General features: G+C 43.8%; 6 protein-coding genes and 4 rRNA genes. 1 reads left to right on the plus strand and 9 read right to left on the minus strand.

The features are described from left to right. Positions 1–38 precede the first annotated feature (38 nt). Positions 39–1,589, minus strand: a 16S ribosomal RNA gene (locus BS1321_RS10345). A 797-nt stretch (positions 1,590–2,386) separates the two neighbouring features. On the opposite strand from BS1321_RS10345, the gene BS1321_RS10350 reads away from it, so the two are divergent. After that, the gene (locus BS1321_RS10350; protein ID WP_063236551.1) at positions 2,387–2,944 is read left to right on the plus strand and encodes a shikimate kinase; all 558 of its coding nucleotides are present in this window, start codon (positions 2,387–2,389) and stop codon (positions 2,942–2,944) included. Between the two features lie 122 nt (positions 2,945–3,066). On the opposite strand, the gene BS1321_RS10355 is transcribed toward BS1321_RS10350, so the two are convergent. The 8 genes from BS1321_RS10355 to BS1321_RS10390 form a co-directional block, all read right to left on the minus strand. Next, the gene (locus BS1321_RS10355; protein ID WP_063236552.1) at positions 3,067–4,080 is read right to left on the minus strand and encodes a LacI family DNA-binding transcriptional regulator; all 1,014 of its coding nucleotides are present in this window, start codon (positions 4,078–4,080) and stop codon (positions 3,067–3,069) included. A gap of 224 nt (positions 4,081–4,304) precedes the next feature. Then, positions 4,305–5,513, minus strand: a complete 1,209-nt coding sequence (locus tag BS1321_RS10360) for an MFS transporter (protein ID WP_063236553.1) — start codon at positions 5,511–5,513, stop codon at positions 4,305–4,307. Between the two features lie 285 nt (positions 5,514–5,798). Then, entirely contained in the window at positions 5,799–6,683 is an 885-nt protein-coding gene (locus BS1321_RS10365) for a shikimate dehydrogenase (protein WP_063236546.1), read from the minus strand. Positions 6,684–6,743: 60 nt separating this feature from the next. Beyond that, a complete protein-coding gene (gene aroD / locus BS1321_RS10370; protein ID WP_063236545.1) occupies positions 6,744–7,505 on the minus strand; it encodes a type I 3-dehydroquinate dehydratase in 762 nt (253 codons plus the stop codon). A 67-nt stretch (positions 7,506–7,572) separates the two neighbouring features. Then, positions 7,573–8,775 (minus strand): MFS transporter, encoded by a 1,203-nt coding sequence (locus BS1321_RS10375; protein ID WP_063236544.1) that lies wholly within the window; start codon positions 8,773–8,775, stop codon positions 7,573–7,575. Between the two features lie 920 nt (positions 8,776–9,695). Continuing rightward, positions 9,696–9,811 (minus strand): 5S ribosomal RNA (rrf, locus tag BS1321_RS10380). Positions 9,812–9,874: 63 nt separating this feature from the next. Then, positions 9,875–12,807: ribosomal RNA gene (locus tag BS1321_RS10385) — 23S ribosomal RNA — on the minus strand. Positions 12,808–12,983: 176 nt separating this feature from the next. Then, positions 12,984–14,534: ribosomal RNA gene (locus BS1321_RS10390) — 16S ribosomal RNA — on the minus strand. Together the 16S, 23S and 5S rRNA genes form the textbook arrangement of a ribosomal RNA operon. Positions 14,535–14,664: the final 130 nt, after the last annotated feature.

A 14,664-nucleotide genomic window follows, 5' to 3' on the forward strand; every position in this document is an offset into this window, starting at 1 on the left:
ACTGAACAAAACAAAAGCGCTCTCGTAATTATCCTTAGAAAGGAGGTGATCCAGCCGCACCTTCCGATACGGCTACCTTGTTACGACTTCACCCCAATCATCTGTCCCACCTTAGGCGGCTGGCTCCATAAAGGTTACCTCACCGACTTCGGGTGTTACAAACTCTCGTGGTGTGACGGGCGGTGTGTACAAGGCCCGGGAACGTATTCACCGCGGCATGCTGATCCGCGATTACTAGCGATTCCGGCTTCATGTAGGCGAGTTGCAGCCTACAATCCGAACTGAGAATGGCTTTATGGGATTCGCTTACCTTCGCAGGTTTGCAGCCCTTTGTACCATCCATTGTAGCACGTGTGTAGCCCAGGTCATAAGGGGCATGATGATTTGACGTCATCCCCACCTTCCTCCGGTTTGTCACCGGCAGTCACCTTAGAGTGCCCAACTGAATGCTGGCAACTAAGATCAAGGGTTGCGCTCGTTGCGGGACTTAACCCAACATCTCACGACACGAGCTGACGACAACCATGCACCACCTGTCACTCTGTCCCCCGAAGGGGAAAGCCCTATCTCTAGGGTTGTCAGAGGATGTCAAGACCTGGTAAGGTTCTTCGCGTTGCTTCGAATTAAACCACATGCTCCACCGCTTGTGCGGGCCCCCGTCAATTCCTTTGAGTTTCAGCCTTGCGGCCGTACTCCCCAGGCGGAGTGCTTAATGCGTTAGCTGCAGCACTAAAGGGCGGAAACCCTCTAACACTTAGCACTCATCGTTTACGGCGTGGACTACCAGGGTATCTAATCCTGTTTGCTCCCCACGCTTTCGCGCCTCAGTGTCAGTTACAGACCAGAAAGTCGCCTTCGCCACTGGTGTTCCTCCAAATCTCTACGCATTTCACCGCTACACTTGGAATTCCACTTTCCTCTTCTGCACTCAAGTTCCCCAGTTTCCAATGACCCTCCACGGTTGAGCCGTGGGCTTTCACATCAGACTTAAGGAACCACCTGCGCGCGCTTTACGCCCAATAATTCCGGACAACGCTTGCCACCTACGTATTACCGCGGCTGCTGGCACGTAGTTAGCCGTGGCTTTCTGGTTAGGTACCGTCAAGGTACCAGCAGTTACTCTGGTACTTGTTCTTCCCTAACAACAGAACTTTACGACCCGAAGGCCTTCTTCGTTCACGCGGCGTTGCTCCGTCAGACTTTCGTCCATTGCGGAAGATTCCCTACTGCTGCCTCCCGTAGGAGTCTGGGCCGTGTCTCAGTCCCAGTGTGGCCGATCACCCTCTCAGGTCGGCTACGCATCGTCGCCTTGGTGAGCCATTACCTCACCAACTAGCTAATGCGCCGCGGGCCCATCTATAAGTGACAGCGTAAACCGTCTTTCCATCTTCTCTCATGCGAGAAAAGAACGTATCCGGTATTAGCTCCGGTTTCCCGAAGTTATCCCAGTCTTATAGGCAGGTTGCCCACGTGTTACTCACCCGTCCGCCGCTAATCTCAGGGAGCAAGCTCCCATCGATTCGCTCGACTTGCATGTATTAGGCACGCCGCCAGCGTTCGTCCTGAGCCAGGATCAAACTCTCCGAAGAAATGTTTGACTTGCTCATTTGCTTTTTTAATAGTGTGTGCTCACTTAAAATTTAACGTTGGCGCTTTGTTTTGTTCAGTTTTCAAAGAGCAATTTTCACAATCGTTCTTTCGAACAACTGTTTATTCATCATAACATCTTATTGATTAGTTGTCAACTTCTGCGAAGTTTTTAACTTATTTTAAACCGCTGTGTTTTTCAGCGACCATTTCATCTTATCATTTTCATAGTAAGAAGTCAATAGTTATTATTTCTTTCAGCAATCTGCCAAAAGCGATGAAGTTTTTCGTTTGTCTTAGTTGGTGCTTATTTATATTAATCCTTTCCCACTATAAAGTCAACACATTTCATACATTTCCTTGTTAAATGATTTAATTAATTATATGGAGGAATAAATACGCCAGTCGTACCTTAGCTTCCGCTTAAAACATATAATCTAACAAAATCATTGATCCCATCCATTTTATTAAATCAAAGACCCATTTAACACACATTCCCCTTCTACCTAGTAATGCTTTTGGCAAAATCCATAAAACTTGCAAGTGATAGGTAATGGCAATAACAACCTGTTATAGATGAGGAAACGTATAATTAGATGTATAAATCGAATACTGAAAAATGATTGTTCCTTTCAAATAGATTGATTTAAAAATAAACATCTAAATCACGGAATTTCATTGTCCAAATATTAAAAAATTTTTTTACAATTTTACTTTCTTGTACTATAATAAATATATTTTAAAAATTTCAGGTGAGACTTTTAATCATTATAAAAATAGTTGGGAGAGGGATTTATAAATGATTAATAAAAACACATCTTTGAGGATGCAAAGTATCGTTTTTATTGGCTTTATGGGGGTAGGAAAGACGACGATCGGACAGAAAGTAGCACGGAAATTATATAGGGACTTTATTGATATAGATCAAGAAATTGAAAAGGAATTCAATATGCCCACTACAGAAATATTCAAGAAGTTTGGGGAAAAAGCTTTTCGCGAAAAAGAAAAAAGTGTGATTGAAAGCTTTAGTCAACAACAATTGAAAATCATTTCTGTTGGAGGCGGGGCATTTTTACAAGAGGATATACGGAATATCTGTTTATCCAATTGCATTGTCTTTTATCTGGACTTATCTTGGGAATACTGGAAAGAAAGAATTGGCTTACTTATTGATAGTAGACCTGTTTTACAAAGTCGGTCCCTTGAGGAAATCGAAGAACTATTTTACACCAGACAAGAAATATACTCCTATCATCATTCAAAAGTGAATACCAATGATCTTGATGTTGATGAAGTGGCAGAGTTCATAGTCGATTCATTGAAAGTGGCCTGGGATATTTATGAACCGCTTAAGTAAGACCATCCTTTTTTTTATATAATCAATGTTCCCAATAAAAGAATAATAGAAAAGATGAAAAGCGTACAGCGGTATGGATACCTAGCCTCCTGTAAACTAATCACCTTTTTATTTTTCTTTTTTTAGGAAGACTCTCTAATAATCAGTTCTGGATTCAATATGATTCGCTGTTGTTCACGTTCAATTTTCTCCATTTGCTGATACAGAAGATTCGCTGCCTCTTTTCCAATACGTCTAGGGAATGAGGAAATGGTCGTTAGCGGCGGATGATAGATTTCTGCGACTGGAACATTATCGAACCCTACGATATCTATATCTTTTCCAGGAGTAAATCCTTTCATCATTAATCCTTGCATAACACCGAAGGCAATTAAGTCGCTAAAGCAAAAAATCGCGGTAGGCGGATTAGAATTCTCAAGTACTTTCAAAACAGCCTCCAACCCTCCCTCCCGAGTAGGGGCACTATCTATCACCAACGATTCATCCACTTCCAATCCCGCTCTTGAAAGAGCTTCACGATATCCCTCCATTCTCTCGATCCAAGTAGAAGATTCCTTGATGCCACCAAGGAGCGCAATTCTTTTATGCCCCTTTCCAAGGAGATGATCAACAGCGATCCTGGCTCCTTCTGGATAGTCTATGCCTACATAGTCGCTATTCACTCCAGGCAGTTCCCTGACAGCAAGGACCATCGGCGTGTCAATTTCATTTAACCGTTCAATTGTATCTTGTGAGCTTTCAGAGACAGGACAAAGAATCAGGCCTCCCACCCTATGTTCCATCATGGTTGAAAGGAGATGGTCTTGCTTGGCAACCGAGTCGAATGTAGTCCCCAGCAACACTGTATACCCGACCTCATCCAATGCATCGTGAACACCTATCAGAAATTCAGAAAAAAAGGTATTTGATATGTCGGTAATGATGATTCCTACAGTATCCGAACTCTGCGACCTTAGGTTTGCTGCAATTCTATCGTATACATAACCCAATTCATGCATGGATTTTAATACCTTTTTTCGCGTCGCTTCCGATATTCGAGGGTTATTGCGAACAATAAGGGAAGCAGTGGATGTAGATACCCCAGCATGTTTCGCAACCTGTTGCAGCGTGACCCGCCCTTTTTTGGATTGTTTCATAGTTCAATCACCATCTTGAATGTATTTTTGATGTACTTATTATTATCATGTTCTTACTATAATAATAATATAGTTACTGTCATTATTACACCCTTGCTTTTGGAACATGGGTATCTCATCGATTAATACTCACTCCAATACTTCTATATCCAATATCCATTAGTCCCAAAAAAACGCCACCCTAGTTCTAGAAGATGGAGTTTTAAGTAATCCTTCACTATTTTTTAGCCATGGTTAAATATGGTCTGGTGCTGTGTCAATTTTTTATACCGGTAATGAACAAAAGCAGCCGCAAGGATTCCTATAGTTGCAATAAAGCAATCGAAAAGAAATATATGCGATATATCCCCACTCTTAGCGATTAAGCCCGTTGCAATTGGTAAAATGACGCTCGCCAAACTGGATGCCGTCGCAACGATCCCTGTTACAGTTCCTTTTTTCCTCCAGAAAAGTTCAGTCATTATTGCAATGGATAATTGAAATATCCCGGCTGTCGAGGCTCCAAGGAAAAAGGAGCTAATACTTAAGACAATGGGTGAATGAATCGTTAATATGATGATTACCGTAAGTAAAGTAATCATTGGATAAAGCAATATCACCGTCACTGGCTTAATCCATTTGTTTAATAAGATGGATAATAGCAGGACGGAAATCAGTGATCCAACACTATAATAGCTCAATAATTTAATTGCACTTGAAGATGACATCCCTGCGACTTCCTGGCCGAAACTCGGTAACCAGATTTGCGAAACTGTAAATAACGCAGTTGATGTAAACCCAATTATGATTAGCGCGATTCCTTCGTTCCAAAATTTAGGTTCAGTTATGAACCTGTTCATATGCAAATTCTCCTCATTACTGACAGCATCGGATTTACGTTTTGGAAATGAAGCGGACAACACAAAAAACATATTCATGAAATAGAAGACAGCCGGTAATAAAAATGCAAACCCGTAAAATAATTGATTCGTAGTAAGAAACAAGATAATGAATGGTAGGATGGTTGCACCAAGTGAACCAAAAGCCTTAACCATAACACTGGCGGAACCAGCAGATTCAGGAAACATTTCAGTTAGCGCCGGATATGTACCAGCATCCATGGCTGAGTTGGAAATTCCCGCAAGTATAGCAAATGCAAAGGCCATTTCATATGTGGGGGAAAATGGAATCCCAATTAAAAAAACTCCCATTATAACCGAAGAAACAATGATCAATGGCTTTCTTCCAAATTTATCTGATAAAACTCCCGAGAGACCATACGTGAGTAATCTGCCTATTCCTATTGCCGCAATAAGATAACTAATACCAGTAGAATCCGTATCCCATTGTTCTGTTAAAGAGGACATGTTTGAAGCGAGAATTATATTAACCATCCCCAGCAGAAAATAGTTAATATACATGCCAGATGCCGCTTTAAAAAACTGATTTTTCATTATTACACCCCTATAATAAAACACGTTGTGTTTCTCCCCTAGAACACTTTAATGCAAAATGGAATTACATTAAAGCCTCCCCTATATGTTATCCATTTAAATGAAAACACTTTTCAAAAAAAAAAAAAAAAAACGCTAAGAAAAACAAGAGATTTCACTCCCTGCATTTCTTAGCTCTGAGGTTTCTGCACTCATTTGATGCAATCATTTAACGATGATGCACATCAAGTATGAAAAAACCTCTATTACGATAAACTTGAAAATGATCTCCAGAGTGAAATCATATTATTCTGCAAACAATTGCTCTTTGATGTAATTAACAGGCATCTGTTGACCTGTCCATAATTCAAAGGCCAATGCACCTTGCCAAAGCATCATCCCAAGACCATTAATAGCTGTAGCACCGGCAGCCTCAGCTTGTTCCATTAGTTTAGATTTACGTGGGATGTAAACAACATCGGTTACGATTAAATCAGGACGCAGCATAGATTCGTCTTGAATGACACTTAAGCCTTCAAGTGGTTTCATGCCAACGCCGGTTCCATTTGCCAAAATATCACTAGTTGCGATTTCAGCCTTTAATTGTTCAACATTTTCAAGAGGGTATACATTGGCTTTCACATTTAAGTGCTTCATATCTTCATTGATGATTCGTACATTCTCTTCTGCTTGCGGGAAGAAAGCATCATCACGAGCAAAAATGCTGATTTCCGCCACACCTTCCAGCGCAGATTGAATGGCAATTGGAGTAGCAGCCCCACCAGAACCGATAAGAGTCATTTTCTTGCCTTTAATATCTATACCATGTTCTTTTAGGTTCCGAGTATATCCCATTCCATCGGTACTATGCCCTACGAATTTTCCATCGACATTGACAACTGTATTAACGGCCCCAGAAAATTTAGCACTGTCTGCCAATTCATCAAGATATGGAAGGATTTTCATTTTATTAGGCATGGAGACGTTAAATCCTTTTACATTTAATGCACGCATCCCTTTGACTGCATCTTCCAACTGTTCATTTCCAACTTCAAATGCTAAATAGGCGCAATTCAAACCTAATTTATCAAAAGCTAAATTATGCATGGCAGGTGATAAAGAATGTCCGATAGGTGTTGCCAGCAATCCTACTAATTCTGTTTTCCCATTAATTCGTCCTAGATTTTCCATGTTCTATTCCCCCTGATTTTTAAAACTTTATATAAATTCCTTCTTGGAAGGAATTATGAGTTAAATATTCTGATCAATGATCTCCAATACATCTCTTAATTGAGTAACAGGAATTTGTCCTGGGGCAGATGCTTCTTTTCCGGCACCGAATGTACAAGCAGATCCAAACACCGCACCTGATAATCGACTGACCAGGCCTGTGCCCGACATTGACATCGTAATGAATGGACGATCGGCATACTTTGTTTTCATCGTGTAAGTTGCATCTAATAAAACGAGTAAGTCACCAACAGTTTGGGGCATTACAGCGATTTTTGGAATATGAGCGCCAAATTCCTGCATTTTACGCAATCGGTAAATGATTTCTTCTTTTGCTGGTGTCTTATCGAAATCATGGTTACACATCACTACGTATACGCCATTTTCCTCAGCTATCTTTACAGTCTCCTTCACTGATGATTCCTCAAAAAACAACTCCACATCGACAAGATCAATATTCTTCGTTCCAATTGCTGTATGAATAAGTTGGAAATAATAATCATCGCTGATTTCCTTGTTCCCGCCTTCTTTATGGCTTCTAAAAGTGAAAAGCAGCAAAGTATTGGGTACAGCACTTCTAAGTTTAGAAATCATATCCGAAACGGCTTCTAAGCTTTCAACTTGTTCATAGACATCTACTCGCCATTCAATGATATCCGGCTCTAGCGCATTTACCGTTTCAACTTCTTTAAGCAGTTCTTCTTCAGTTGTCCCCATTAGTGGAACGATGATCTTTGGTACCCCTTCTCCAATCGTTACGTCTTTGATAGTGATTGTTTGCATGGATTTTCCCCCTTTTATCATTATCATCAGTGGAGATTCATGCCCCACTGATGTTCGGCTAGACCGTTTAATTGGAAACCTTAATTACCTTTTTATATCGATAGGCAACAAATACGGCCAATAAGATACTAACTACCGCTATTGCCACATCAAATAAGAAGACTGCAGTTAAACCAGCGCTCTTAGAAATGACACCTGTAACGAAAGGTATAATGATAAAGGCTGAACTAGCTGCAATGTTTACATATGAAGTAATCGTCCCTTTATTGGCTGGGAAGAATTCTGTTATTATCGTCATGGCTAATTGGAACACTCCTGCGGTTGAAAGCCCAATGAAGAAAGCGCTCAAAACAGTCATAAATGGTTGTTGGATGTAAATGAGTGACAATAAAGATAATGCTGCAATGATCGGATAGATAATCATGACGGTAATTGGCTTAATTACTTTATTCAAAAGAACTGCTAGTAAAATGACAGAAACAAGGGAGCCAATGCTATAGTAACTAAGCAATTGAACAGCCTTAGCCTGGGTTAACCCCAATACATCTTGTCCAAAGTTCGGGAGCCAGACTTGAACCAACATAAATAAAGCAGTTGATGTGAAGCCTAATAGTATGACGGCTATCCCCTCCTGGGCAAACTTCGGTTTTGAGAGGAATTGGTGTTGAACCGGCACAGCTTGTTTATCATCTTGAGCCTGGCTTTGAGCTTTATGATCCGGGAATGAAACCTTAAGCAGGAACAATCCATTAACAAGATAAACAGCAGCCATTAAGAAGAATGTATACCCGTAAAACATATCTCTAGCCATAAAGAACGCCATTATAAATGGAAGAAGTGCGGCACCGACTGAAACGAACGCTTTTATTAATACGGTAGCGGAACCAGCTTTCTTTTGAAAAGCCTCAATAAGTGCTGGATACGTACCAGCATCCAAAAATGAGTTTGCAATACCAGCACATACAGCAAATATAAATGCCAATGTATAGTTAGGAGCCAAAGGTATACCTATGAGGAAGATTAGGTAGATAAAAGATGCTGAAACAACAAATGGTTTCCTACCTAATTTATCCGAGAGTCTACCGGCGAAAAACAAGGAAACTAACTTACCGATTCCTATAGCAGAGACCAAGTAACTTATCCCTGAGGCACTTGTATTTAATTGATTTGACAAATTCTCCATATTTGACCCGATGATAATATTGATCATGCCTAAAATAAAATAGCTAATATATAAACCTGTGGCCATTTTTATAAATGGATTTTTCATGAAACACACCCCTATTAAAAAAGTTATCGAAATGCAATTTGATTCTTTAGCCTTTCAGAAGCTGCCCCCTTGCCCCATACCATAAATACAAATTTACGTGCTAAATAAAAACAATAAACTTCATTAGGTTAACCGACTTCAGTTAGTACATCGTTCTACTAACGTATAACTAGTATATCGTTCTACTAATCTTAAGTTCATGTTAGTACATCGTTCTACCAACAATTCCTTGGTATATCGTTCTACTAATTATTCAGAGCAATTAGTTTCTGAATCCAAAAGGTATTGAATTTACACTTATGCCAAAGTTAATTAGTTAACTTTATTTAGTATATCGTTCTACTGAATTATTATACTGCGCTAATTTAATTGTGTCAAACTCACGAAGCGGTCATTAATAACTATAAAGCGATTCCTCATACTCTTTATTTCTAAATTTCGAAGTGCTCATTTTCAATCTCATTTATCTTATAAGTTCAGCCATACCTTGGATTTATTACTGCTCATACAAGATGAAGAATATTCTTATTTGCTGTGGCACAAAGTTTTTTATCATTTATGAGGACCTCCTTAAATTTCGGTATTCCCCACTTTTTTAGTTACCAGTTTCTGAATAAATTTCTTTTTAGCCAAAATATATGTACTGCTGCTTATTTAATTTCAATTCTCCAGTTATTTGCAATCGAATTGAATAACCATATCCCCGTCTAAGTAAGGCTGGAAGACTATCTCGCTTATACATTTCTGGAAGGATCAAAACGATTCTAAATATATAATGAGAATCAATTTTCAATATCACCCTTCTCAAGGGTGATATAACAACTTCTATATAATAGAAATAACGGGACGTCATAATTTTTATAAAGCTTTTTGATTCATAACGCAAAAAAGACCAGCCGGATGGCTGATCTTTTTAAATGGCTTGGCGGCGTCCTACTCTCACAGGGGGAAACCCCCAACTACCATCGGCGCTGAAGAGCTTAACTGCCGTGTTCGGAATGGGAACGGGTGTGACCTCTTCGCTATCGCCACCAAACATGAAAGGAACGTTGTTCCTTCAAAACTAGATAATAAGAAGGTATTTCATTTTTTTAAAGCGTTGGTTAAGTCCTCGATCTATTAGTATCAGTCAGCTCCACATGTCGCCACGCTTCCACCTCTGACCTATCAACCTGATCATCTTTCAGGGATCTTACTAGCTTGCGCCATGGGAAATCTCATCTTGAGGGGGGCTTCATGCTTAGATGCTTTCAGCACTTATCCCGTCCGCACGTAGCTACCCAGCTATGCCTTTGGCAAGACAACTGGTACACCAGCGGTGCGTCCATCCCGGTCCTCTCGTACTAAGGACAGCTCCTCTCAAATTTCCTGCGCCCGCGACGGATAGGGACCGAACTGTCTCACGACGTTCTGAACCCAGCTCGCGTACCGCTTTAATGGGCGAACAGCCCAACCCTTGGGACCGACTACAGCCCCAGGATGCGATGAGCCGACATCGAGGTGCCAAACCTCCCCGTCGATGTGGACTCTTGGGGGAGATAAGCCTGTTATCCCCGGGGTAGCTTTTATCCGTTGAGCGATGGCCCTTCCATGCGGAACCACCGGATCACTAAGCCCGACTTTCGTCCCTGCTCGACTTGTAGGTCTCGCAGTCAAGCTCCCTTGTGCCTTTACACTCTACGAATGATTTCCAACCATTCTGAGGGAACCTTTGGGCGCCTCCGTTACTCTTTAGGAGGCGACCGCCCCAGTCAAACTGCCCACCTGACACTGTCTCCCACCCCGATAAGGGGCGCGGGTTAGAATTTCAATACAGCCAGGGTAGTATCCCACCAACGCCTCCACCGAAGCTAGCGCTCCGGCTTCTCAGGCTCCTACCTATCCTGTACAAGCTGTACCAAAATTCAATATCAGGCTGCAGTAAAGCTCCACGGGGTCTTTCCGTCCTGTCGCGGGTAACCTGCATCTTCACAGGTACTATAATTTCACCGAGTCTCTCGTTGAGACAGTGCCCAGATCGTTACACCTTTCGTGCGGGTCGGAACTTACCCGACAAGGAATTTCGCTACCTTAGGACCGTTATAGTTACGGCCGCCGTTTACTGGGGCTTCGGTTCAAAGCTTCGCTTGCGCTAACCTCTCCCCTTAACCTTCCAGCACCGGGCAGGTGTCAGCCCCTATACTTCGCCTTGCGGCTTCGCAGAGACCTGTGTTTTTGCTAAACAGTCGCCTGGGCCTATTCACTGCGGCTTTTCTGGGCTATTCACCCTAAAAAGCACCCCTTCTCCCGAAGTTACGGGGTCATTTTGCCGAGTTCCTTAACGAGAGTTCTCTCGCACACCTTAGGATTCTCTCCTCGCCTACCTGTGTCGGTTTGCGGTACGGGCACCTTACATCTCACTAGAGGCTTTTCTTGGCAGCGTGGAATCAGGAACTTCGGTACTATATTTCCCTCGCCATCACAGCTCCGCCTTAATGGAAACGGGATTTGCCTCGTTTCCGGCCTAACTGCTTGGACGCGCATATCCAACAGCGCGCTTACCCTATCCTTCTGCGTCCCCCCATCGTTCAAACGATGTATAGGTGGTACAGGAATATCAACCTGTTGTCCATCGCCTACGCCTTTCGGCCTCGGCTTAGGTCCCGACTAACCCTGAGCGGACGAGCCTTCCTCAGGAAACCTTAGGCATTCGGTGGAAGGGATTCTCACCCTTCTTTCGCTACTCATACCGGCATTCTCACTTCTAAGCGCTCCACCAGTCCTTCCGGTCTGACTTCAACGCCCTTAGAACGCTCTCCTACCATCGACACCATACGGTGTCAATCCACAGCTTCGGTGATACGTTTAGCCCCGGTACATTTTCGGCGCGGAGTCACTCGACCAGTGAGCTATTACGCACTCTTTAAATGGTGGCTGCTTCTGAGCCAACATCCTGGTTGTCTAAGCAACTCCACATCCTTTTCCACTTAACGTATACTTTGGGACCTTAGCTGGTGGTCTGGGCTGTTTCCCTTTCGACTACGGATCTTATCACTCGCAGTCTGACTCCCAAGAATAAGTATTTGGCATTCGGAGTTTGACTGAATTCGGTAACCCGTTGGGGGCCCCTAGTCCAATCAGTGCTCTACCTCCAATACTCTCATCTTGAGGCTAGCCCTAAAGCTATTTCGGAGAGAACCAGCTATCTCCAGGTTCGATTGGAATTTCTCCGCTACCCACACCTCATCCCCGCACTTTTCAACGTGCGTGGGTTCGGGCCTCCATTCAGTGTTACCTGAACTTCACCCTGGACATGGGTAGATCACCTGGTTTCGGGTCTACGACCTCATACTCATTCGCCCTATTCAGACTCGCTTTCGCTGCGGCTCCGTCTTATCAACTTAACCTTGCATGAAATCGTAACTCGCCGGTTCATTCTACAAAAGGCACGCCATTACCCATTAACGGGCTTTGACTACTTGTAGGCACACGGTTTCAGGATCTATTTCACTCCCCTTCCGGGGTGCTTTTCACCTTTCCCTCACGGTACTGGTTCACTATCGGTCACTAGGGAGTATTTAGCCTTGGGAGATGGTCCTCCCTGCTTCCGACGGGATTTCTCGTGTCCCGCCGTACTCAGGATCCACTCAGGAGGGAACGAAGTTTCAACTACAGGGTTTTTACCTTCTTTGACGGACCTTTCCAGATCACTTCATTTACCCCGTTCCTTTGTAACTCCATATTGAGTGTCCTACAACCCCAAGAGGCAAGCCTCTTGGTTTGGGCTAATTCCGTTTCGCTCGCCGCTACTCAGGAAATCGCATTTGCTTTCTCTTCCTCCGGGTACTTAGATGTTTCAGTTCCCCGGGTCTGCCTTCAGTACCCTATGTATTCAGGTAAAGATACTGTTCCATTACGAACAGTGGGTTTCCCCATTCGGAAATCTCCGGATCAAAGCTTACTTACAGCTCCCCGAAGCATATCGGTGTTAGTCCCGTCCTTCATCGGCTCCTAGTGCCAAGGCATCCACCGTGCGCCCTTTCTAACTTAACCGTTAAAAAAGATCTTACAGATGCTTTGAAAAAAATTAATTGCCTTCTATCTATTATCTAGTTTTCAAGGAACAAAGCAGAAAGAATCCATCACATCGTGATGTTTGTCTTTCCTATTTGAATGAATTACTCATTCAAAACTGAACAAAACAAAAGCGCTCTCGTAATTATCCTTAGAAAGGAGGTGATCCAGCCGCACCTTCCGATACGGCTACCTTGTTACGACTTCACCCCAATCATCTGTCCCACCTTAGGCGGCTGGCTCCATAAAGGTTACCTCACCGACTTCGGGTGTTACAAACTCTCGTGGTGTGACGGGCGGTGTGTACAAGGCCCGGGAACGTATTCACCGCGGCATGCTGATCCGCGATTACTAGCGATTCCGGCTTCATGTAGGCGAGTTGCAGCCTACAATCCGAACTGAGAATGGCTTTATGGGATTCGCTTACCTTCGCAGGTTTGCAGCCCTTTGTACCATCCATTGTAGCACGTGTGTAGCCCAGGTCATAAGGGGCATGATGATTTGACGTCATCCCCACCTTCCTCCGGTTTGTCACCGGCAGTCACCTTAGAGTGCCCAACTGAATGCTGGCAACTAAGATCAAGGGTTGCGCTCGTTGCGGGACTTAACCCAACATCTCACGACACGAGCTGACGACAACCATGCACCACCTGTCACTCTGTCCCCCGAAGGGGAAAGCCCTATCTCTAGGGTTGTCAGAGGATGTCAAGACCTGGTAAGGTTCTTCGCGTTGCTTCGAATTAAACCACATGCTCCACCGCTTGTGCGGGCCCCCGTCAATTCCTTTGAGTTTCAGCCTTGCGGCCGTACTCCCCAGGCGGAGTGCTTAATGCGTTAGCTGCAGCACTAAAGGGCGGAAACCCTCTAACACTTAGCACTCATCGTTTACGGCGTGGACTACCAGGGTATCTAATCCTGTTTGCTCCCCACGCTTTCGCGCCTCAGTGTCAGTTACAGACCAGAAAGTCGCCTTCGCCACTGGTGTTCCTCCAAATCTCTACGCATTTCACCGCTACACTTGGAATTCCACTTTCCTCTTCTGCACTCAAGTTCCCCAGTTTCCAATGACCCTCCACGGTTGAGCCGTGGGCTTTCACATCAGACTTAAGGAACCACCTGCGCGCGCTTTACGCCCAATAATTCCGGACAACGCTTGCCACCTACGTATTACCGCGGCTGCTGGCACGTAGTTAGCCGTGGCTTTCTGGTTAGGTACCGTCAAGGTACCAGCAGTTACTCTGGTACTTGTTCTTCCCTAACAACAGAACTTTACGACCCGAAGGCCTTCTTCGTTCACGCGGCGTTGCTCCGTCAGACTTTCGTCCATTGCGGAAGATTCCCTACTGCTGCCTCCCGTAGGAGTCTGGGCCGTGTCTCAGTCCCAGTGTGGCCGATCACCCTCTCAGGTCGGCTACGCATCGTCGCCTTGGTGAGCCATTACCTCACCAACTAGCTAATGCGCCGCGGGCCCATCTATAAGTGACAGCGTAAACCGTCTTTCCATCTTCTCTCATGCGAGAAAAGAACCTATCCGGTATTAGCTCCGGTTTCCCGAAGTTATCCCAGTCTTATAGGCAGGTTGCCCACGTGTTACTCACCCGTCCGCCGCTAATCTCAGGGAGCAAGCTCCCATCGATTCGCTCGACTTGCATGTATTAGGCACGCCGCCAGCGTTCGTCCTGAGCCAGGATCAAACTCTCCGAAGAAATGTTTGACTTGCTCATTTGCTTTTTTAATAGTGTGTGCTCACTTAAATTTTAACGTTGGCGCTTTGTTTTGTTCAGTTTTCAAAGAGCAATATTTCCCATCGCTTCTTTAGCGACTTAATTATTGTAA

Origin of the sequence: Peribacillus simplex NBRC 15720 = DSM 1321 (assembly GCF_002243645.1) — a bacterium.
GTDB lineage: Bacteria > Bacillota > Bacilli > Bacillales > DSM-1321 > Peribacillus > Peribacillus simplex.